General features: G+C 69.3%; 22 protein-coding genes. 7 read left to right on the forward strand and 15 right to left on the reverse strand.

What is annotated here, in order from left to right; genetic code table 11:
• Positions 1-15: 15 nt before the first annotated feature.
• The 4 genes from AVAK2825_RS01350 to gpmA all read right to left on the reverse strand — a co-directional run bounded on the left by AVAK2825_RS01350 (position 16) and on the right by gpmA (position 3665).
• Complete coding sequence (locus AVAK2825_RS01350) at positions 16-420, reverse strand: response regulator (RefSeq protein ID WP_272565009.1); 405 nt, start codon at positions 418-420, stop codon at positions 16-18.
• Between the two features lie 116 nt (positions 421-536).
• Positions 537-1292, reverse strand: coding sequence for a HesA/MoeB/ThiF family protein (locus tag AVAK2825_RS01355; RefSeq protein ID WP_284393408.1), 756 nt, complete (start codon positions 1290-1292; stop codon positions 537-539).
• Positions 1293-1378: 86 nt separating this feature from the next.
• Positions 1379-2815 (reverse strand): S41 family peptidase, encoded by a 1437-nt coding sequence (locus tag AVAK2825_RS01360; protein WP_284393410.1) that lies wholly within the window; start codon positions 2813-2815, stop codon positions 1379-1381.
• Positions 2816-2921: 106 nt separating this feature from the next.
• Positions 2922-3665 (reverse strand): 2,3-diphosphoglycerate-dependent phosphoglycerate mutase, encoded by a 744-nt coding sequence (gpmA, locus tag AVAK2825_RS01365; protein ID WP_284393411.1) that lies wholly within the window; start codon positions 3663-3665, stop codon positions 2922-2924.
• Positions 3666-3736: 71 nt separating this feature from the next.
• Here gpmA and AVAK2825_RS01370 point away from each other — a divergent pair, with 71 nt between their 5' ends.
• The 4 genes from AVAK2825_RS01370 to AVAK2825_RS01385 all read left to right on the forward strand — a co-directional run bounded on the left by AVAK2825_RS01370 (position 3737) and on the right by AVAK2825_RS01385 (position 6128).
• A complete protein-coding gene (locus AVAK2825_RS01370) occupies positions 3737-4144 on the forward strand; it encodes a rhodanese-like domain-containing protein (protein ID WP_284393412.1) in 408 nt (135 codons plus the stop codon).
• A gap of 52 nt (positions 4145-4196) precedes the next feature.
• A complete protein-coding gene (gene grxC / locus AVAK2825_RS01375; RefSeq protein WP_272565005.1) occupies positions 4197-4469 on the forward strand; it encodes a glutaredoxin 3 in 273 nt (90 codons plus the stop codon).
• 120 nt (positions 4470-4589) lie between these two features.
• The gene (gene secB / locus AVAK2825_RS01380; protein WP_092741496.1) at positions 4590-5051 is read left to right on the forward strand and encodes a protein-export chaperone SecB; all 462 of its coding nucleotides are present in this window, start codon (positions 4590-4592) and stop codon (positions 5049-5051) included.
• A gap of 60 nt (positions 5052-5111) precedes the next feature.
• Positions 5112-6128, forward strand: coding sequence for an NAD(P)H-dependent glycerol-3-phosphate dehydrogenase (locus AVAK2825_RS01385; protein WP_284393415.1), 1017 nt, complete (start codon positions 5112-5114; stop codon positions 6126-6128).
• Positions 6129-6427: 299 nt separating this feature from the next.
• Here the strand turns inward: AVAK2825_RS01385 and panC are convergent, their stop codons facing one another.
• Positions 6428-7276 (reverse strand): pantoate--beta-alanine ligase, encoded by an 849-nt coding sequence (gene panC / locus AVAK2825_RS01390; RefSeq protein WP_284393417.1) that lies wholly within the window; start codon positions 7274-7276, stop codon positions 6428-6430.
• A gap of 79 nt (positions 7277-7355) precedes the next feature.
• Positions 7356-8249, reverse strand: a complete 894-nt coding sequence (gene panB / locus AVAK2825_RS01395; protein ID WP_284393419.1) for a 3-methyl-2-oxobutanoate hydroxymethyltransferase — start codon at positions 8247-8249, stop codon at positions 7356-7358.
• A gap of 64 nt (positions 8250-8313) precedes the next feature.
• On the opposite strand from panB, the gene nadC reads away from it, so the two are divergent.
• From nadC to pabB, 3 genes are all read left to right on the forward strand, one after another.
• A complete protein-coding gene (nadC, locus tag AVAK2825_RS01400) occupies positions 8314-9180 on the forward strand; it encodes a carboxylating nicotinate-nucleotide diphosphorylase (RefSeq protein WP_284393438.1) in 867 nt (288 codons plus the stop codon).
• 76 nt (positions 9181-9256) lie between these two features.
• Positions 9257-10375, forward strand: a complete 1119-nt coding sequence (gene nadA / locus AVAK2825_RS01405) for a quinolinate synthase NadA (RefSeq protein ID WP_284393439.1) — start codon at positions 9257-9259, stop codon at positions 10373-10375.
• Positions 10376-10456: 81 nt separating this feature from the next.
• Entirely contained in the window at positions 10457-12238 is a 1782-nt protein-coding gene (gene pabB, locus AVAK2825_RS01410; RefSeq protein ID WP_284393445.1) for an aminodeoxychorismate synthase component I, read from the forward strand.
• 143 nt (positions 12239-12381) lie between these two features.
• Here pabB and AVAK2825_RS01415 read toward each other — a convergent pair whose 3' ends face one another.
• From AVAK2825_RS01415 to panD, 9 genes are all read right to left on the reverse strand, one after another.
• Complete coding sequence (locus AVAK2825_RS01415) at positions 12382-12630, reverse strand: hypothetical protein (protein WP_284393446.1); 249 nt, start codon at positions 12628-12630, stop codon at positions 12382-12384.
• A 50-nt stretch (positions 12631-12680) separates the two neighbouring features.
• Positions 12681-13301: an IQM protein middle domain-containing protein gene (locus AVAK2825_RS01420; RefSeq protein ID WP_284393447.1), complete on the reverse strand. Its 621-nt coding sequence runs from the start codon at positions 13299-13301 to the stop codon at positions 12681-12683.
• A 974-nt stretch (positions 13302-14275) separates the two neighbouring features.
• Positions 14276-14635 (reverse strand): 5-carboxymethyl-2-hydroxymuconate Delta-isomerase, encoded by a 360-nt coding sequence (locus AVAK2825_RS01425; RefSeq protein ID WP_284393448.1) that lies wholly within the window; start codon positions 14633-14635, stop codon positions 14276-14278.
• Positions 14636-14686: 51 nt separating this feature from the next.
• Positions 14687-15073 carry a 6-carboxytetrahydropterin synthase gene (locus AVAK2825_RS01430; protein ID WP_284393451.1) on the reverse strand — a complete coding sequence of 129 codons (387 nt, stop codon included), beginning with the start codon at positions 15071-15073 and terminating at the stop codon, positions 14687-14689.
• A gap of 51 nt (positions 15074-15124) precedes the next feature.
• Positions 15125-15763 (reverse strand): 7-carboxy-7-deazaguanine synthase, encoded by a 639-nt coding sequence (gene queE, locus AVAK2825_RS01435; protein WP_284393453.1) that lies wholly within the window; start codon positions 15761-15763, stop codon positions 15125-15127.
• Positions 15760-16983: an 8-amino-7-oxononanoate synthase gene (gene bioF / locus AVAK2825_RS01440; RefSeq protein WP_284393455.1), complete on the reverse strand. Its 1224-nt coding sequence runs from the start codon at positions 16981-16983 to the stop codon at positions 15760-15762. Before bioF ends, queE begins: the two co-directional genes overlap by 4 nt.
• The gene (bioD, locus tag AVAK2825_RS01445; protein ID WP_284393457.1) at positions 16980-17672 is read right to left on the reverse strand and encodes a dethiobiotin synthase; all 693 of its coding nucleotides are present in this window, start codon (positions 17670-17672) and stop codon (positions 16980-16982) included. Before bioD ends, bioF begins: the two co-directional genes overlap by 4 nt.
• Positions 17669-18994, reverse strand: a complete 1326-nt coding sequence (bioA, locus tag AVAK2825_RS01450) for an adenosylmethionine--8-amino-7-oxononanoate transaminase (RefSeq protein ID WP_284393459.1) — start codon at positions 18992-18994, stop codon at positions 17669-17671. The genes bioD and bioA overlap by 4 nt, the downstream gene beginning before the upstream one ends.
• 13 nt (positions 18995-19007) lie before the next feature.
• Complete coding sequence (gene panD, locus AVAK2825_RS01455) at positions 19008-19388, reverse strand: aspartate 1-decarboxylase (RefSeq protein WP_284393461.1); 381 nt, start codon at positions 19386-19388, stop codon at positions 19008-19010.
• Positions 19389-19400 lie beyond the last annotated feature (12 nt).

Consider the following 19400-nt stretch of genomic DNA (forward strand, 5'->3'; position numbering starts at 1 on the left):
CCACGGCCTTTCGGCTCAGCCGGTGGCGGATTTGGGGTTGGCCTGGCGGGCCGTGCTGTGCTCTACGCAGTACTCCACCAGTGCGTCGATCTCATTGGATTTGTCGAACACGGCATCTACGCCCAATTGGGCGCAGCGCATGCGAACGTCCGGCGTTGCATAGTTACTGAGCACCACCATCTTCTGGCCCGCGGTGCGATTGCGGCACGCTGCCAAGACGCCCAGACCGCTTCCCTGTCTCAGAAAAAGATCGACGATGGCCAGGTCCCACTGGCCTGCATTGTTGGCCAGCCACTCTTTGCCTTCGTCTTCGGTTTCTGCAATGCCTACGGCTTCCACCTCCGCCAGTTCCTCGAGCGTGCCGATCAGGTTTTCTCGGATAGTGGCGTTGTCTTCAACAATGTAGGTGCGCAGTTTCACTGTGGGGTCCAGTCCGGATCACGGCGGCAGAATGAGAATGTGATCACAGCTTCACTTTATGGGGAACCAATGTGTCATTCTGCCAGTAGCAACATGCTGAGCCGGTAGGATTCTTCCTACGGTGTGGCGTGACTACATACGCTGCAGTCCCCATGGCGCGGAATTTTCATCACAGTCCATTCCATGGAACGCCCGTCGAGCATCGAGAGCCGCCCTGCCAGCGATTCACCGAACCCCACGATGAGCTTGAGAGCTTCCGCCGCCTGCATGGCGCCGATGATGCCGACCATCGGCGCGAACACGCCCAGGGTGGCGCACTGGGCTTCTTCGAACGCGGCGTCCGGCGGGAAGATGCAGGCGTAGCACGGCGCTTGCGGATGGCGCGGGTCGATGACGGTGATCTGCCCGTCGAAGCGGATCGCGGCGCCCGTGACGAGTGGCGTGCGGTGGGCCACGCAAGCGGCGTTCACGGCATGGCGTGTTGCATAGTTGTCGCTGCAGTCGAGCACCACGGTGGCCTGGCCCACCCATTCATCGAGCCATTCCTTGTCGGCCCGGGCCTGGACGGCATCCACCTGCACGCCCGGATTCAAGGCCTGCAGCGCCTGAGCGGCGGAGTGCACCTTGGGCTCGCCGACGCGCTCGGTGGTGTGGGCGATCTGGCGCTGCAGGTTGGTCAGGTCCACCACATCGTCGTCCACCAGGGTGATGCGTCCCACGCCGGCAGAGGCCAGGAACAGGGCGGCGGGCGAGCCCAGCCCGCCCGCTCCGATCACGAGCGCGTGGGCGGCCAGGATGCGCTCCTGGCCCTCGATCCCGATCTCGTCGAGCATGATGTGGCGCGAATAGCGCAGTAGCTGATCGTCTGTCATGGGCTGGAAACGGAGGCAGTGGCGAAGGCCATGAAAAAGGCCGGGCGCCTGAAAGGCGCCCGGCCGTCGGTGAATCCAGAAGGGATTTAGTTTTCCTTCTTCTCTTCCTTGCGTTCGGTCTGCGTCTTGCTGACAAGCACGGACTGGCCCTTCAGCTGGTTGAGGGCCTGCGCCAACTGGAAGTCCTTGTCCGAACCGAACTCCGGCATCTTGCGTTCGGCGATGGGCTTCTTGGCTTCTTCCTCGAGGCGCTTGCGGGCTTCCTCGCGGGCCTTCTCGCGCGCTTCGTCCTTTTTCTCTTCGCCCTGGCCGCTGGTCAGGTGCTTTTCGAGATCGGCCTCACGCATGCGCAGCGATGCATACACATCGCCTTCGGCGCTTTCATCCACCATCACGTCGGGCACGATGCCCTTGGCCTGGATGGACTTGCCGCTGGGGGTGTAGTAGCGCGCGGTGGTCAGCTTGATGCCGGTGTCCGGGCCCAGGGGGCGCACCGTCTGCACCGAGCCCTTGCCGAACGTCTGGCTGCCCATGATGGTGGCGCGCTTGTGGTCCTGCAAGGCGCCGGCCACGATTTCGCTGGCAGAGGCCGAGCCTTCATTGACCAGCACCACCAGGGGCACGCTCTTGAGGGCGGCAGGCAGACGTTTGAGCGGGTCGCCATTGCCGCGGCGCTGGTAGAACTCTGGCGCCGCCTTGAAGGTGGCCTTGCTTTCCGCCAGCTGTCCGTCCGTGGTCACCACGGTGACGTTCTCGGGCAGGAAGGCGGCGGACACGGCCACGGCCGCATCCAGCAGGCCGCCCGGGTCGTTGCGCAGATCGAGCACCAGGCCCTTGAGGTTGGGCTCTTGGCGATAGACCTCTTCGATCTTGCGAACGAAGTCGTCCACTGTGCGCTCCTGGAACTGCGAAAGGCGGATCCAGCCGTAACCGGGCTCGATCACCTTGCCCTTCACGGACTGCGTCTTGATCTCCTCGCGCGTGATCGTCACCGGGAACGTGCGGCTCTCGTCTTTGCGGAAGATCGTCAGAGTGACCTGGGTGCTCGGCTCGCCGCGCATTCTCTTGACCGCATCGTTGAGGGCCAGGCCCTTCACGGCGGTGTCGTCGATCTTGGTGATCAGGTCGTTCGTCTTGAGACCGGCACGGAAGGCAGGCGAGCCTTCGATGGGCGAGACGACCTTGATGAGCCCGTCTTCCTGCGTGATCTCGATCCCGACGCCCACGAAGCGGCCGGAAGTGCCTTCGCGGAATTCCTTGAAGGACTTCTTGTCGAAATACTGGGAGTGCGGATCGAGGCTGGACACCATGCCCGAGATCGCGTCGGTGATGAGCTTCTTGTCATCGACCGGCTCGACGTAATCGGTCTTCACCAGACCGAACACGGCGGACAGCTGCTGGATTTCCTCGAGCGGCAGCGGCGTCATCGCGCCGCGCGCCACCGTCTGCAGTGAGACGGTGGTCAGTGCCCCGGCAACGACGCCGATCGACACCCAACCTGCGATTTTCAGTTTGTGGCCCATTAAAAACACCTTTGCCGCTTCAATATACACCTTGGAAAGATTGCCCCCAGTGCAGTTCCGCGCTGGAAGCGACTTTTGCGCTGTGCGGGCCGCCTTTACACGGACTTTACGCCTTGCCCTGCGATGCCACTGCGGCCGCGGCCTTGGCGGCGGCTTCGGCATCGCCCAGGTAGTAGTGGCGCAGGGGTTTCAGGTCCGCATCGAGTTCGTAAACCAGGGGGATGCCGTTCGGAATGTTCACGCCGACGATGTCGTCGTCCGAGATGCCGTCCAGGTACTTGATCAAAGCACGGATCGAGTTGCCGTGCGCGGCGACCACGATGCGCTTGCCGGCGCGGATGGCGGGCGCCATGGACTCGTTCCAGAACGGCAGCACACGCTCTACGGTGTCCTTCAGGCACTCCGTCAGCGGGATCTGCTCGGGGGCCAGGCTGGCGTAGCGCAGGTCGCCCCGCTCGCTGCGAGGGTCTGCGGCTTCCAGCGCTGGCGGCGGCGTGTCGTAGCTGCGGCGCCACACCAGCACCTGCGCGTCGCCGTATTGCTTGGCCATGTCGGCTTTGTTCAGGCCTTGCAGGGCGCCGTAGTGGCGCTCGTTCAGGCGCCAGCTGTGGTGCACCGGCAGCCAGGTGCGGTCCATCTCGTCGAGCGTGTGCCACAGCGTGCGCGTGGCGCGCTTGAGCATGCTGGTGTAGGCCAGGTCGAATTCGTAGCCTTCCGCCTTCAGCAGGCGGCCTGCGCTCTTGGCCTGTTCCACGCCCGTTGGCGTCAGATCGACGTCGGTCCAACCGGTGAAGCGGTTCTCGAGGTTCCAGGTGGATTCTCCGTGGCGGATCAGGACGAGTTGGTGCATGGTTTCCCTAGAGCAGGCGGGTCAAAATCCAGCATTCTAAAATTGAGCGGTTTGCCAACCCTAGGACTGACGTGAAATTCATCATCGACAACTGGTATTTGTTCTTTATCGCGCTGGCCTCCGGCGGCATGCTTTTGGTGCCGCTGCTCAAGGATGCCACCGGCGGCTCGCTGACGGCGGCGCGCGCCGTGCAGCTCATCAACCATGAGAAGGGCGTGGTCATCGACGTGTGCGAGCCCGACGAATTCGCCGCAGGCCACGTGGGCGGCGCCAAGAACATCCCGCTGAACCAGCTGGAAGAGCGGCTGCCTCAGGTGGTCAAGAACAAGGCCCTGCCGATCGTGCTGGTTTGCGCCAAGGGCCCGCGGGCCCAGCGCGCCGTGGGCATCGCCAAAAAGCTGGGCTACGACAATGCCCAGGCGCTGGCGGGCGGGCTGAAAGCGTGGAAAGACGCCAGCATGCCGGTTGAAAAGGCCTGAGTTGGCCGCAATGTGTGCTGTGTAGCCATTTTTTGAGCAGGAAGGCCCTCCCATGCAAGCCGTGAAGATGTACACCACCGCCGTCTGCCCCTACTGCATTCGGGCCAAGCAGATCCTCAAGTCCAAGGGCGTGGAGGAGATCGAGGAAGTCCGCGTGGACCTCGACCCCGTGGCCCGCAGCCACATGATGGAAATCACCGGGCGCCGCACCGTGCCCCAGATCTTCATCGGCGACACGCACGTCGGCGGGCACGACGATCTGGTCGCGCTCGACGGCCGGGGCGGCCTGATGCCGCTGCTCGGCGGTGCCCAGGCCGATGCCTGAACTGCCGCTTTTCCGTTTCTGCGGCGCTGCATAATGCAGCCCCAAGTGCCCGCTGCGGGGAGCGTTTTCCCCAGCGGGCTTTGTTTTGTCGAATAGTGTTCTGACTGAAAGACCGACACCATGGCTACCGAAGAAAATCCCGTGTTCCAGATCCAGCGCGTGTACCTGAAGGACTTGTCTCTGGAGCAGCCCAACTCGCCCGCAATCTTGCTGGAGCAGGAACAGCCCAGCGTGGACATCCAGCTGGGCGTGGAAGCCACGCCGGTGGCCGATGGCATTTTCGAAGTGGCCGTGACCGCCACCGTGCAGACCAAGATCAAGGACAAGACCGTGTTCCTGGTCGAGGCCAAGCAAGCCGGCATCTTCGAGATCCGCAACATCCCCGAAGACCAGATGGGCCCGATCATGGGCATCGCCTGCCCGCAGATCGTGTACCCCTACCTGCGCGGCAACGTGGCCGACACCATCACGCGCGCCGGCTTCCCGCCCGTGCACCTGGCCGAAATCAACTTCCAGGCCATGTACGAGCAGCAGCAGGCCCAGGTGGCCTCCGCAGCGCCGTCGCCCATCATCACGCAGTAAGCAGCGTGCAGCGCCGGGAGGCCGTTGCGCCTCCCGCGTGAACCTCGGGCACACGAACGAATGAACATCGTCGTCTTGGGGGCCGGGGCCTGGGGCACGGCCATGGCCGTCAGCGCGGCAGCGCACCCATCGGCGCATGCCGTGACCCTGTGGGCGCGTGACGCGCAGCAGGTGGCCGGCATGCTGGCCACACGGCAGAACGCCCGGTATCTGCCGGACATCGAACTCCCTTCTTCCCTGGCGCTGAGCGCGGGCGACCCGTTGTCGCTGGCCTCCAGCGCCGATCTGGTCGTGGTCGCGACGCCCATGTCCGCGCTGCGCGGCATGCTCCAGGTGTTGAGCGCCGTGGACGTGCCGGTGGCCTGGCTGTGCAAAGGTTTCGAAGCAGCCCCATCGGGCGGCAGCGCCGTGGGCCTCATGGGGCACGAGGTGTGCGCTCAGGTTGCTCCCGGCTTGCGCAGCGGAGTGTTGAGCGGCCCCAGCTTTGCGCAGGAGGCGGCCCGCGGCCAGCCGACGGCGCTGGTGGCGGCCAGCCCGCACGCTGCCGTGCGCGATCTGCTGGTGGACGCGTTCCATGGCCCCACACTGCGGGTGTACGCCAACGACGACATCGTCGGCGTCGAGGTGGGCGGTGCGGTGAAGAACGTGCTGGCCATCGCGACGGGGCTGTGCGACGGGCTCGACCTGGGGCTCAACGCCCGGGCGGCCCTCATCACGCGCGGCCTGGCCGAGATGACGCGGCTGGGGCTGGCACTGGGTGCGCGGCCCGATACCTTCATGGGTTTGTCCGGACTGGGCGACCTGGTGCTGACCGCGACGGGCGACCTGTCGCGCAACCGGCGCGTGGGCCAGGCCCTGGCACAAGGGCTGACGCTGGCCCAGGCGGTGGATTCGCTCGGCCATGTGGCCGAAGGCGTCTACAGCGCCCGGACGGTGCTGGCGCGTGCGCGCCATCTGCAGGTGGACATGCCGATCACCGAGGCGGTGGTGGCGTTGCTGGACGGGCAGAGAACGCCGCGCGACGCGGTGGCGTTGCTCATGGGCAGAAGCCCGGTGGCGGAACTCTCGCGGCCTTGAAGGGCCTTTGAAAGCTCTGCCACCGGGCTTCTTTGCCCGTTGCAGGGGTTGATGCTCAGAGCACGCCGAAGAGCATGAGCAGCAGCACGAGGGACAGTGGGACGCCGAGAAGCCAGAGGATGACAGGCATGGAAGTTCTCCTGAAGAGTGGTTGGTCGATGGATCAACCTTAAAGGCCACCCCTGAGCGCCCCTGTGCGGCGTGGTGACCTGCGCGCGTAGTCCCGAGCCTACCGGCGGTGCAGGAGAGGCCGAGCCGCTCGCCTTCGCCGCGATGCACCGCCCGGTGCGGTGCGCCCTTCAGAATTCCAGGTTGTCGATCAGGCGCGTGTTGCCCAGCCGAGCCGCGCCCAGGGCCACCAGCGTGCCCGTACCCGCCGGGCCGCCGGCTTCGGGCGGCTGCAGGTCGTGGCGGCGCCGCACGGTGAGGTAGTCCGGTGCCCAGCCCTGGCGGCGCAGCGCGTCCAGGGCCTGGCGCTCCCGCTCGCCGGCATCGCCCCCGCCCGCGAGAAAGCCGTCCGCCAGCGCGCGCAGGGCCTGGGCCAGCTGCATGGCGCGCGACCGCTCCTGCGCCCCGAGGTAGCCGTTGCGCGAGCTGAGGGCCAGGCCGTCGTCCGCTCGCCGCGTTTCCCCCGCCACCACGTCCACCGGCAGCGCGAACTGCCGCACCATCTGCCGGATCACCATGAGCTGCTGGTAGTCCTTCTTGCCGAACACGGCCGTGCCGCCGCTCGCGCCCAGCACGCAGGCGAAGAGCTTCATCACTACCGTGCAGACGCCGACGAAGAACCCGGGGCGAAAGTGCCCCTCCAGGATGTCGGCCAGCGCGGGGTCGGGATGCACCTTGAAGGTCTGCGGCTCGGGGTACAGGTCAGCCTCGCGCGGGGCGAAGAGCACGTCGCAGCCGGCCTCGCGCAACTGGGCGCAGTCGGCGTCCCAGGTGCGCGGGTAGCTGTCGAAATCCTCGTGGGGCAGGAACTGCAGGCGGTTCACGAAGATGCTGGCCACGGTCACGTCGCCCAGCGGCCGGGCCTGCTCCACCAGTGAAATGTGGCCGGCGTGCAGGTTGCCCATGGTGGGGACGAAAGCGGGCCGGCCCCGGCCTGCCAGGGCCTGGCGCAGTTCGGCCACGGTGTGTGCAATGAGCATGGGTCATCCCCGATCGGAAAAAGAGGGCTGCAGGAAAAGCAAGGGGAGGGCCGAAGGGACGGCGCGGGCGCGGGCCGCCCTACCAGGCGTGCAGGGCGTCGTCCGGAAAGCGCCCGGCCTTGACCGCCTGCACATAGGCCTGCATCGCGCCGCGCACGCTGCCCGCCTCCTGCATGAAGTCGTGCACGAAGCGAGGCATCTTGGCCAGGTGGATGCCCAGCATGTCGTGCAGCACCAGCACCTGGCCGGCGGTGCCGCTGCCGGCCCCGATGCCGATGGTGTGGCAGTGGGGCAGCTCTGCCGTGAGTTCGCGGGCCAGCGCGGCGGGCACCATCTCCAGCACCAGCATGGTGGCGCCCGCGTTCTGCAGCTCGGACGCCTGCTGGCGCAGGGTGCGCGCGGCCAGGTCGCCCTTGCCCTGCACGCGGTACCCGCCCAGGGCGTGCACCGTCTGCGGCGTGAGGCCCAGGTGGGCGCACACGGGCACGCCGCGCTGCACCAGGAACTCCACCGTCGGCGCCGTCCAGCCGCCGCCTTCGAGCTTGACCATGTGCGCGCCGGCCTGCATCAGCGTGCAGGCGCTGCGCAGGGCCTGTTCGCGGCTTTCGGCGTAGGTGCCGAAGGGCAGGTCGGCGATCAGCCACGCCGTGCCCTGTACGCGGTGCAGGCCGCGCGCCACGCTGGCCGTGTGGTAGGCCATGGTGTCCAGCGACACGCCCACGGTGCTGGGCAGGCCCTGGCAGACCATGCCGAGCGAGTCGCCGACCAGGATGCATTCCACGCCCGCCGCGTCCGCCATGGCGGCGAAGGTGGCGTCGTAGGCGGTCAGCATGGTGATCTTTTCGCCGGCCTCGCGCATCTGCTGCAGGCGCGGCAGGCTGACGGGCCGGCGCTCGGGCAGGGGGGAGGCGGGCGGCAGCGTGCCGTAGGGCGTCGCGGACGAGGCGGAGGCGTTGGGGATGGCAGTGGTCATGGGAATGGGCAGAGCCGGGCCGAAAGTGCGGCGAGTCTATGCGATGCCGCTATGCTTGCCGCCCATGACGAAATCCCCCCTTTCCCTGGACGGCGGCATCGCATCGCTGGCCCAGGACGACGTTGCCCGCGCGCTGCGCGAGGATGTGGGCGCCGGCGACCTCACCGCCGGCCTGATCGATCCGGCGCGCCGCGTGCGCGCCCGCGTGCTGGCCCGCGAAAGCGCGGTGATCTGCGGTGGCCCCTGGGCCGAGGCGGCCGTGCGGGCCCTGGACCCGGCCGCGCGCATCGTGTGGCACGTGCAGGAAGGCGAGCGCTGCGCGCCCGACCAGGTGGTGCTGGAGGTGGAGGGCAGTGCCCGCGCGCTGCTGAGCGCCGAGCGCACGGCGCTGAACTTCCTGCAGCTGCTGTCGGCCGTGGCGACCAAGACGGCGACCTACGTGGACGCCGTGCGCGGCACGCGTGCGCAGATCGTCGATACGCGCAAGACCCTGCCCGGCCTGCGGCTGGCGCAGAAATACGCCGTGCGCACGGGCGGCGGCACCAACCACCGCATCGGCCTGCACGACGCGGTGCTCATCAAGGAAAACCACATCGCCGCCGCCGGTGGCGTGGCGGCCGTGCTGCACGCCGCGCAGGCCGTGGCCGCGCAGGCGGCCTTCGTGGAGATCGAGGTCGAGACGCTGGAGCAGCTGCAGGAGGCGCTGGATGCCGGCGCGACGATGCTGCTGCTGGACAACATGCCGCTCCCGATGCTGCACGAGGCCGTGCGCCGGAACGCCGGCCGCGCCATCCTGGAGATCTCCGGCGGCGTGACGCTCGAAGGCCTGCGCGCCCTGGCCGAGACCGGCGTGGACCGCATCTCCATCGGCACGCTGACCAAGGACGTGAAGGCCATCGATTTCTCGATGCGCATGCAGGACATTGCCTAGCCGATCCGGCCATCCTCCGGACCTGAGATAACGTGTTGGCGCCGCGCCCTGCCGCCGCGGCCGAAAGACCCACCCCATGACGACCCCCACCGCCATCAAGGACGTGGAGTACGAGCAGCCCGAAGACGGCGCCGTCTGCTCCACGAAGTTCGCCTGGGCCCGCGTGCCCGCCGAGCCCTCGCTCACCGAACGCGCCGCGCTCAAGGACCGCATCCGGCGGCTGCTGCGCGAGAAGAACGCCGTCATGGTGTCGCACTACTACGTGCACCCGGACCTGCAGGACCTGGCCGAGGAAACCGGCGGGCTGGTCAGCGATTCGCTGGAGATGGCGCGCTTCGGGCGCGACCATGCCGCGCAGACGCTGGTGGTCTCGGGCGTGCGCTTCATGGGCGAGACGGCCAAGATCCTGTCGCCCGAGAAGACCGTGCTCATGCCCGACCTGGACGCCACCTGCTCGCTGGACCTGGGCTGCCCCGCCGATGCGTTCAGCGCGTTCTGCGATGCGCACCCGGACCGCACCGTGGTCGTCTACGCCAACACCAGCGCGGCGGTGAAGGCGCGCGCCGACTGGCTCGTCACCTCCAGTTGCGCGCTGGAGATCGTGGGTGCGCTCAAGGCGGCGGGCCACAAGATCCTGTGGGCGCCCGACCGCCACCTGGGCGCCTACATCCAGCAGCAGACCGGCGCCGACATGCTGTTCTGGAACGGCGCCTGCATCGTGCACGACGAGTTCAAGGCCGAAGAGCTGCAGGCGCTGAAGGCGGCGCACCCGCAGGCGAAGGTGCTCGTGCACCCCGAGAGCCCTGCCGACGTGGTGGCGCTGGCCGATGCGGTGGGCTCGACCTCCGCCATCCTGAAGGCCGCGCGCGAGATGGACGCGCGCGAATTCATCGTGGCGACCGACAACGGCATGATGCACAAGCTGCGCGCGCTCAACCCGGGCAAGACCTTCCACGAAGCCCCCACGGCCGGCAACAGCGCCACCTGCAAGAGCTGCGCGCACTGTCCCTGGATGGCCATGAACGGCCTGGCCGACGTGGCCCGCGTGCTGGAGACGGGTGCCAACGCCATCCAGGTGGACCCGGCGCTCATCCCGCGCGCGCGCCAGCCCATCGACCGCATGCTGGCCTTCACCGCCGCGCTCAAGGGCGGGCAGCCCCTGGGCGCGCTGGTGCCCCACATCGGCGCGGCATGACGCGCATCGCAATGGGATCTATTTGCTATCGATTTAATAGCTATCAAGGCATGATTTTCTAGGGCATGGGCCTGTTTTGACGTGAATTTCAGGATCGACTTCTCCGACCCGCGCCACCCGGCCGGGCCGCGCCTGCGCCATGCGTTCGGCACGCCGCGCCGCACGCTGGTGGCCCAGGCGCCGCACGAGGTGCGGGCCGTGCTGTACGCGGCCGAGGCCGAGGCGCGCGCCGGGGCCTGGTGCCTGGGCTACCTGCGCTACGAGGCGGCCGGCGCGTTCGACGCCGCGCTGCGCACGCACCCGGCCGACGGGCCCCTGGCGTGGTTCGCCGTGTTCGACCGGGCCTTGCCCTGGCCCGATCCCCCAGTCTCTCCGGGCGATGGCGGCGGCGCGGGAGCGCCCACGGTGGACTGGCACACCCGCCCGCAGCGCGCCGCGTTCGAGGCCGCCCTGGCGCACCTTCACCAGGCCATCGCGGCCGGAGAGTTCTACCAGGTCAACTACACCGCACCGATCCGGGGCACCGTGTCGCCGGTGGGCGGGACGCAGGCGGCGCTGCCGCTGTTCGCCGCGCTGCAGCGCGCCCAGCCGGGCGGCTATGCCGCGTGCATCGACGGCGGCGACGAGCAGATCCTGTCCGTCTCGCCCGAGCTTTTCTTCGACTGGCGCGGGGGCTCGCTGCTCGCGCGGCCCATGAAAGGCACGGCGCCGCGCGGCGCCACGGCCGAGGACGATGCCGCGCAGGCCGCCGCGCTGCGCGCCTCGCCCAAGGAGCGCGCCGAGAACGTGATGATCGTGGACCTGCTGCGCAACGACCTCTCGCGCATCGCCGAGCCGCACAGCGTGCGCGTGCCCGCGCTGTTCCACACCGAAGCGCTGCCGGCCGTGTGGCAGATGACGTCCGACGTCGAGGCCCGCACCCGCGCCGGCACCACGCTGGCCGACGTGTTCGCCGCGTTGTTCCCGTGCGGCTCCATCACCGGGGCGCCCAAGGTGCGGGCGATGCAGGCCATCCACGCGCTGGAGCCCGCGCCGCGCGGCGTGTACTGCGGCGCGGTGGGCATCGTGCGACCGGACGGCGAGGGCGCCGTGGCCACCACTTTCAACGTGCCCATCCGCACCGTGACGCTGCGCGGCCGCGACGCGCGGTGCGGCATCGGCAGCGGCATCACCTCCGGCGCCCAGGCCGCGGCGGAGTGGCAGGAGTGGCAGCACAAGAGCGCCTTCCTGCAGCGCGCCAGCGCCCCGTTCGACCTGCTGGAAACCCTGGCGCTGGAGGAGGGCGTGCTGCGCCACCGCGCCGACCACGTGGCGCGGCTGGCCGCCTCGGCCGCGCACTTCGGCCACGCTTTCGACGCGGCGCGCGTGCAGGCCTGCCTGGAGGCGCTGGCCGCTGCCCACCCCACCGGGCTGTGGCGCGCGCGCCTGCTGCTCGATGCGGCGGGCCACCCGCGCGCCGAGGCCTGGGCGATGGCCCCCACCACCGTGCCGGTGCGCCTGCAATTGGCCACGCGCCCGCTGGAAGGCGCGCACGGCGAATTCGTGCGCCACAAGACCACGCGCCGGGCGCACTACGACGCCTTCACGCCCGAGGCCGAGGGCGTTTTCGACACGCTGCTGTGGAACGAGGCCGGCGAGATCACCGAATGCACGCGCGGCTGCATCGCGGCGCTGCGGGCCGACGGCCTGTGGGTCACGCCCCCGCTGTCCTGCGGCCTGCTGCCCGGCGTGGGCCGCGCGGTGGCCCTGCGCGAAGGCCGGGTCACCGAGGCCGTGCTGCGCGTGGAGGAGGTGCCACAGGTGCGGGCCTGGGCGTTCGTGAACAGCCTGCGGGGCTGGCTGGACGCCACGCTGCAGGCCTGAAGCCGGCGGGGCCGAAGGTCCCTGGCGCTGGGTTTTGCTACTGATTTTGTAGCGGCATGCCCTAGTACTGATTGCGCTGGAGCCTTGTCAGACTTCAAGGCAAATCAGGGTCTGCAGTCCAGGCCATCCCTCGGAGAACCGGTTCAGAGCGGGGCCAAGCCTGCTTCCTGAAACGAGCGGTAGATCTTGACCAGAAAGACGTGGATCTGGCCGTTGGAGGCGCTGATCCCCGGCAGCAAAGAAGCGAAGTCGAATTCGGGATGCTCTGCCGCGAAACGCAGGCTCGCGATGATGCCGGCGGTTTCGTCGGGCGTGTATTCCTCGGGCAGCGAGGCCAGCTGTTCGGCGGTCAGGCCCTGGAAGGCATCAAGGTCGCCGACGTAGTCGATCATGCTCAAGGGGATGCGAAGGAATTTGACGGTATCCATGTTTTTCTTTCCGGCTACTGAATCTTCTGGTCGACCACGAAATTGCTCAGGCCCTGGGAGCTGAGGTTGTGGGCCACTTGCTCCAGCTGGGCTGCGCTGGGGCGGTAGTGTCCGCTGTTGCGGGTCAGGGACTGGATCTCGCCGTTGTGCACGGTGATTTCGCCCGCTCCTGCGACTGGCTGGCCGGCCAGGAAGCTCGAATGGTGGAACTTGCCAGGCGCATGGTAATTGGACGCATACAGGTTGCCATCGTGATCCATGACGAAGATCGCCTTGCCCGCGCCTCCGCCGAAGCATGCCGTCTTGCCGTTGCGGGTGTCGAACGGCTTGCCCTCCGCGTCAAAAATCTTTCCGTCTTTCACCGTCAGCTTGAACTGCTGACGCTGCTCTGCATTGAGATAGGTGACGGAAGTCGCCCACGTCTTGTTGCCCTGAAGGTGCTCGCCGTCGTACTCGGCAAAGAGGGCAACGTTGTGCTGAAACTTGGCCGTGGGCGGCACTGCGGTCGATGAAAGGCGTTTGTCCTCGAAGGGATCGACATGGGGCGTGGGCGGGTTGGCCGGATTCCAGATTTGCGGCGCTTCATGAACGGCCTGCGAGGGGGCAGGACCTGCCGTGGTGGCGCCTGGCAGCATGGAGGCCAGACCGACGGCGTGCTCGGCGGGAGGCCAGGGCGAATTCCCCGGTGCGCCCTGCAGGCCGTGGGGGCTTGCTGCAGCACGGGGGCGAAAGCGGGCTGCGGACCGCCCGGGAACAGCGACGCGAAGCCGGTGAAAGGTTGGTTTTGTGGCGGATGCAGCGGGTGTGCCGGCTGGGGTGGTGTCTGAAAGCCTGGGTGAAAGCCTGGGTGAAATGCCATGGTCGGGGCGGCCTGAGGCGGTGGATGACCCATCCAGGGCATCGCCAGCACAGGCTCTTCCTGTGGCGGCAGCGGCGCAGGTGCGGCCTGCGCTGGAAATCCTCCTTGCGGTGCGCTGGGTTGCGGCCGCGCCTGCGGCAACACCGTTGCGACGGCTCCGCCGTCCGGGAGCTGCGAGGTCGGTTTCATCGACTGCAGGACCGACGCGGCGCTGATGCGCCCCGGCGCGGCGCCGGCTGGCGCGGCAATGCTCGGCTTCTGGGCGGCAGAGAGCAATTTCATCGCATCGTTCAGCGAGATCTTGGCCCCACTGCTGAGTTTGATCTGGATGCGCGGCTGCAGGGAAGACGCGGTTTCCAGTTTGGGCCGGGGCCTGAGCGGCCCTGGCAATGGCGGCTCAGACGTGCCCGTAGTGGGCTTCTCCGGTTTGACGGCCGCCAGTTGTGCCGCCTGCAGCGCCGAAGGGCGTACCGGAGTGAGCCGGGTGGCGATCGCGTTGGGTAGAGGTCTCATGGCAGCCCTGTGGCTTGGGTTTTCGAATGATGTTCATCATCCGAGAAGCGCCATGGAATCTCTCGCAGGACCCGAATCTCCGATGGGGTTTGCGAAGGCGTCCTGACCCGGCAGGCGGGATGGCTCACCGGTGCGACCCACTCTCGCGCTTTGGACGGATCGCCCGGCGCAAAGTGATTTGCTACTTATTTTGTAGCAATATGCCCTAGTGTTGATTGCGCTGGAGCCCTGTGGGGTTCAAAGCCGCTCTTTCACGTAGGACCCGCGGTCCATGTCCACGATCTCCACGCTGAGCTGCACCATCACGCCCTCGGGCCGGGGCGTGAGCCGGCGCAGCACGTCGGCCACGCGGCCGGCGAGGTCCTGCTTGGTCTCGGGCGAGCGGCCGGACAGCAGGCGAAGTTGCGCATGCACGAACGCGCGGTCGTCGGGGGCGGTGCCGATCTCGAAGCGGTCGGTGCGCAGGAAGCGGGACTTGAGGTCCGCCTCGTTCTGGATCTCGGGGCTCGCGGTGAGGGACTGGTTCAGTTCCGCCAGCATCTGGGCTTCGGGCAGACCGGCCAGGTTCTGGCTGTATTCGATGACGAGGTGGGGCATGGCGGTTCTCCTGCGGGGTGGGATGAAAGAAGGGGAAGGGGGCGGATGGGCTCAGTCCGGCACCGGGCCGGGCGGCGCCAGGTCCAGCACGCAGCCGTCGCCCAGCGCCTCGCGCCACACGCGCACGCGGCTGGCGGGCGGCTGCATGCCATCGAGCGCCTGGGCGATGAAGCGGCACAGGTTTTCCAGCGTGGGCGCGCCCAGGCCGGGCACCTCGTCCAGCCAATGGTGGTCGAGCTGCTCGCGCACGGCGGCCAGGCGCTGGCGCAGGTGGCCCAGGTCGATGACCATGCCGGTGGCGGGATCGCGCGGGCCGGTGACGGCCACCTCCGCGTGGTAGGTGTGGCCATGGATGCGGCGGCTGCCCTCGGCCTCGATCTCGCGCTGCAAGGTGTGCGCGGCATCGAAGAAAAAGCGCTGGTGGACGGTGAACTGCATGGTCGGCGAACGGGCGGGAACGGGGGCGGAAAAAAAGGTGCGGAAAAGGGCTCAGCGGATGCCGGTGAGCTTGTGGGTCTGCAGGCTCAGGCGCCACGCGGGGCGGTCGAGGCAGGCGGCGATGCAGCGCTCGGTGTTGGCGGCCTGCTCCGGGCCGTCCATGGGCTGCAGGAAGCGGTGCGTGAACTGCGTCTGCGATTCCAGCGCGGCCAGGTCGAAGCCGGGCTGGGGCCACACCAGCTTGAGCTCCTGCCCGTTGCGCTGCACCCAGGGCGCGCCGGCCTTGGGGCTGATGCACAGCCAGTCGATGCCGGGCGGCGCCGCCACGGTGCCGTTGCTCTCCACGGCGATGCGAAAGCGCCGCGCGTGCAGGGCGTCGATGAGGGCCGTGTCCACCTGCAGCAGCGGCTCGCCGCCGGTCAGCACGACCAGGCGGTGCGCGGCATCGTGCGCGGGCCACTGCGCGGCGATCACGTCGGCCAGCGCGTCGGCGGTGGCGAACTTGCCGCCCAGGGTGCCATCGGTGCCCACGAAGTCGGTGTCGCAGAAGCGGCAGACGGCGCTGGCGCGGTCTTCCTCGCGGCCGCTCCAGAGGTTGCAGCCCGCGAAGCGGCAGAACACGGCGGGCGTGCCGGCCTGGCCGCCCTCGCCCTGCAGGGTGTAGAAGATTTCCTTGACGCTGTAGGTCATGCCAGGGCCTCCACGGCGGCGGGCGCCAGCTCGGCCAGCGCCTGCAGCAAGCGGTCCACGTCGGCCTCGGTGTGCGCGGCCGACAGGGCGATGCGCAGGCGCGCCGTGCCCTCGGGCACGGTGGGCGGGCGGATGGCGGGCACCCACAGGCCGCGCTGGCGCAGGCCTTCCATGGCGGCCAGGGCATCGTCGTTGGCGCCGATCACCACGGCCTGCACGGCGGTGCGCGACTCGCCCAGTTGCCAGTGCGTGCCCTGCAGCCGCGGCGCGAGGCCGTCCCGCAGGCGCTGGACGAGGCGCGCGAGGTGCTCGCGGCGCGAATCCTCCGCCTCGATGAGCGCCAGGCTGGCCTGCAGCGCGCGCGCCAGCAGCGGCGGCGCGGCGGTGGCGAAGATGTAGCTGCGCGTCTTTTGCAGCAGCCATTCGATCAAGGCGTCGTCGCCCGCGACGAAGGCGCCGGCCACGCCCGCGGCCTTGCCCAGCGTGGCCATGTACAGCACGCGCCGCGAGGCCTGCGCGCCGGCCAGGCCCGCCTCGGCCAGCGCGCCGCGCCCCTGCGGCCCGAGCACGCCGAAGCCGTGCGCGTCGTCCAGCAGCAGCAGCGCGTCGTGGCGCTCGCACAGCGCCAGCAGCGCGGGAATGTCGGCCACGTCGCCGTCCATGCTGAACACGGCATCGGTGATGACCAGCTTGCGGCGCGCGGGGCTGCTGGCCAGCGCGGCCTCCAGCGCGGCCAAGTCGGCATGCGGGTAGCGGTGGATGCGGGCGCGCGACAGGCGGGCGCCGTCGATCAGGCAGGCGTGGTTGAGCGCATCGGAAAACAGCGCATCGCCCTCGCCCACGAGCGCGGGCACGATGCCGGCGTTGGTGGCGTAGCCCGCGTAGAAGTACAGCGCGCGCGGCAGGCCCACGAAGCGGGCGAGGTCGGCCTCCAGCGCCGCGTTGGCCGCGCTGTGGCCGCTCACCAGCGGCGAGCCGCCCGAGCCCACGCCGAACTCGCGCGCGCCCGCGCAGGCAGCCTCGGCCAGCGCGGGGTGGCCGGCCAGGCCCAGGTAATCGTTGCTGCAAAAAGCCAGCATGGGCGCACCATCGACCAGCAGGTGCGCGCCGCCGGCCGGCACCACGGCGCGGCGCCGGCGGCGCAGGTGGGCGGCGTCGAGCGCGGCGATGCGTGCCGGAAACTCGTCGATCCAGGAGGCGGCGTCGGGGCGGGGGCTCATCGGGTCGTCCATGCGGCGGGAAGGTCAAAGGGCAGCGCACGGGCGTCCGGCACGGCCTGGTAGGGAATGTCGGCCAGCAGCGGGGCGCCCAGGCGCTGCGCGAGCCAGTCGAGGTTTTCTTGCGGCGCCCGCATGTGCGGGTCGATGCGGCTGGCGATCCAGCCGGCCAGCGGCAGGCCGCGCGCGCGCACGGCATCGGCCGTGAGCGCGGCGTGGCTGAGGCACCCCAGCCGCAGGCCCACCACCAGCACCACCGGCAGGCCCAGGGCCTGGGCGAGGTCGGCGCCGGTCTCGGTGTCCGACAGCGGCACGTGGAACCCGCCCGCGCCTTCGACGACGACCGCATCGGCCTGTGCCGCCAGCGCTTCGTAGCTGCGCACGATGTGCGCGATGTCGATGCGCGTGCCCGCGCGCTCGGCGGCGATGTGGGGCGAGAGCGGGTCGGGCAGCAGCACGGGGTTGTCCAGCGCCGGGGGCACCGCGATGGTGGAGGCGGCGCGCAGGGCGAGGGCGTCTTCGTTGGCGAGCTGGCCATGGTGCCATTCGGCGCCCGCGGCGATGGGCTTCATGCCCACGACGCGCGTGTGGTGGCGCGCCAGCGCGTGCAGCAGGCCGGCCGAGGCCAGCGTCTTGCCCACGCCGGTATCGGTGCCGGTGACGAAGCAGGCGAATGCCGGGGTCGGGTTCATGGGGCGGTCTCCTCGGCCAGGGTGGCCTGCAGTGCGGCGAAGGCGGCATCGCCCAGGTGCTGCACGGCCTCGTCGTCGAGCACGTAGGGCGGCATGGCGTAGAGCGTTTTGCCGATGGGGCGCAGCACCAGCCCGCGCGCCATGGCGTGGCGGTGGTAGCGGCGGGAAAAATCGGGCATGGAGGTGTCCACGTCCCACGCCCACACCATGCCCAGCCGGCGCGCATGGCGCACGCGCGGGTGCTGCGTGATGGGTGCGCAGGCGGCGTCGATGCGCCCGGCCAGCGCCGCATTGGCCGCGAGCGGGTCGAGCTGGTCGAACAGTTCCAGCGTGGCCAGCGCCGCGCGGCAGGCCAGCGGGTTGCCGGTGTAGGAGTGCGAATGCAGGAAGCCGCGGGCCACGTCGTCGTCGTAGAACGCGGCGTACACGGCCTCGGTGGTGAGCACGGCCGACAGCGGCAGCGTGCCGCCCGTGAGGCCCTTGGACAGGCAGATGAAATCGGGCCGGATGCCGGCCTGCTGGTGCGCGAACATCGTGCCGGTGCGGCCGAAGCCGGTGGCGATCTCGTCCACCACCAGGTGCACGCCGTAGCGGTCGCACAGCGCGCGGGCCTGGCGCAGGTATTCCGCATCGTGCATGGCCATGCCGGCGGCGCACTGCACCAGGGGCTCGACGATCAGCGCGGCGGTGCTCTCGTGGTGCTCGGCCAGCCAGACCTCCAGCGCCTGGGCGGCGCGCCGGGCCGCATCCAGCGCGCTCTCGCCGGGTTGCACGCCGCGCGCATCGGGGCTGGGCACGGTGGCCGCCAGGCGCACCAGCGGGGCGTAGGCCTCGCGGAACAGGGCGATGTCGGTCACGGCCAGCGCGCCCACGGTCTCGCCGTGGTAGCCGCCGGCCAGGCCCACGAAGCGGCTCTTGCCCGGCCGCCCGGCGTTGCGCCAGCAGTGCGCGCTCATCTTGAGGGCGATCTCGGTGGCCGCAGCGCCGTCGCTGCCGTAGAAGGCGTGGCCCAGCCCGGTGAGCGCGCCCAGCCGCTCGGACAGCTCCACCACCGGCGCGTGCGTGAAGCCCGCGAGCATCACGTGGTCCAGCCGCGCGAGCTGGTCGGCCAGCGCGGCCTGGATGTGCGGGTGGCTGTGGCCGAAAAGGTTGACCCACCACGAGCTGATGCCGTCCAGGTAGCGCCGGCCATCGGTGCCGTGCAGCCACGGGCCGCGGGCGCTGGCGATGGCCACGGGCGGGTCGGCCTCGTGGCGCTTCATCTGCGTGCACGGGTGCCAGACGCTGGCCAGGCTGCGGGCGACGAGGGTGTCCTGGTTCATCGTGGGTGGCCTTTCACAGGGCCTGCGTGGGCACGTGGTGGCGCAGTTCCACCTGGCGGTTGGCGGCGTCCACGAACACGAGCTGCGGCCGGTGCGCGGCCACCTCGGCTTCCTCGACCTGGGCGAAGGCGGCGATGATGAGCAGGTCGCCCACGGCAGCGCGGCGCGCCGCCGAGCCGTTGACCGACACCATGCCGCTGCCGCGCTGGCCCTTGATGGCATAGGTGACGAAGCGCTCGCCGTTGTCGATGTTCCAGATGTGCACCTGCTCGTTCTCCACGATGTTCGCGGCGTCGAGCAGGTCTTCGTCGATCGCGCAGGAGCCTTCGTAGTGCAGCTCGCAGTGCGTGGCGGTGGCGCGGTGGATCTTGGATTTCAGCAGGGTGCGTTGCATGGCGGGAGGGGC

Source organism: Acidovorax sp. SUPP2825 (assembly GCF_030158995.1).
Taxonomy (GTDB): domain Bacteria; phylum Pseudomonadota; class Gammaproteobacteria; order Burkholderiales; family Burkholderiaceae_C; genus Paracidovorax.

Bases quoted from the DNA above. Each gene is read 5' to 3' on its own strand.
- AVAK2825_RS01360 (WP_284393410.1), bottom strand. From the start codon at position 2,815: ATGGGCCACAAACTGAAAATCGCAGGTTGGGTGTCGATCGGCGTCGTT.
- panC (WP_284393417.1), bottom strand. From the start codon at position 7,276: ATGCTCATTGCACACACCGTGGCCGAACTGCGCCAGGCCCTGGCAGGC.
- panB (WP_284393419.1), bottom strand. From the start codon at position 8,249: ATGACCACTGCCATCCCCAACGCCTCCGCCTCGTCCGCGACGCCCTAC.
- panD (WP_284393461.1), bottom strand. From the start codon at position 19,388: ATGCAACGCACCCTGCTGAAATCCAAGATCCACCGCGCCACCGCCACG.
- bioA (WP_284393459.1), bottom strand. From the start codon at position 18,994: ATGAACCAGGACACCCTCGTCGCCCGCAGCCTGGCCAGCGTCTGGCAC.
- AVAK2825_RS01355 (WP_284393408.1), bottom strand. From the start codon at position 1,292: ATGACAGACGATCAGCTACTGCGCTATTCGCGCCACATCATGCTCGAC.
- grxC (WP_272565005.1), top strand. From the start codon at position 4,197: ATGCAAGCCGTGAAGATGTACACCACCGCCGTCTGCCCCTACTGCATT.
- bioD (WP_284393457.1), bottom strand. From the start codon at position 17,672: ATGAACCCGACCCCGGCATTCGCCTGCTTCGTCACCGGCACCGATACC.
- bioF (WP_284393455.1), bottom strand. From the start codon at position 16,983: ATGAGCCCCCGCCCCGACGCCGCCTCCTGGATCGACGAGTTTCCGGCA.
- AVAK2825_RS01420 (WP_284393447.1), bottom strand. From the start codon at position 13,301: ATGCTGCCAGGCGCCACCACGGCAGGTCCTGCCCCCTCGCAGGCCGTT.
- AVAK2825_RS01415 (WP_284393446.1), bottom strand. From the start codon at position 12,630: ATGATCGACTACGTCGGCGACCTTGATGCCTTCCAGGGCCTGACCGCC.
- AVAK2825_RS01425 (WP_284393448.1), bottom strand. From the start codon at position 14,635: ATGCCCCACCTCGTCATCGAATACAGCCAGAACCTGGCCGGTCTGCCC.
- AVAK2825_RS01385 (WP_284393415.1), top strand. From the start codon at position 5,112: ATGAACATCGTCGTCTTGGGGGCCGGGGCCTGGGGCACGGCCATGGCC.
- gpmA (WP_284393411.1), bottom strand. From the start codon at position 3,665: ATGCACCAACTCGTCCTGATCCGCCACGGAGAATCCACCTGGAACCTC.
- queE (WP_284393453.1), bottom strand. From the start codon at position 15,763: ATGACCTACAGCGTCAAGGAAATCTTCTACACCCTGCAGGGCGAGGGC.
- nadA (WP_284393439.1), top strand. From the start codon at position 9,257: ATGACGACCCCCACCGCCATCAAGGACGTGGAGTACGAGCAGCCCGAA.
- nadC (WP_284393438.1), top strand. From the start codon at position 8,314: ATGACGAAATCCCCCCTTTCCCTGGACGGCGGCATCGCATCGCTGGCC.
- secB (WP_092741496.1), top strand. From the start codon at position 4,590: ATGGCTACCGAAGAAAATCCCGTGTTCCAGATCCAGCGCGTGTACCTG.
- AVAK2825_RS01430 (WP_284393451.1), bottom strand. From the start codon at position 15,073: ATGCAGTTCACCGTCCACCAGCGCTTTTTCTTCGATGCCGCGCACACC.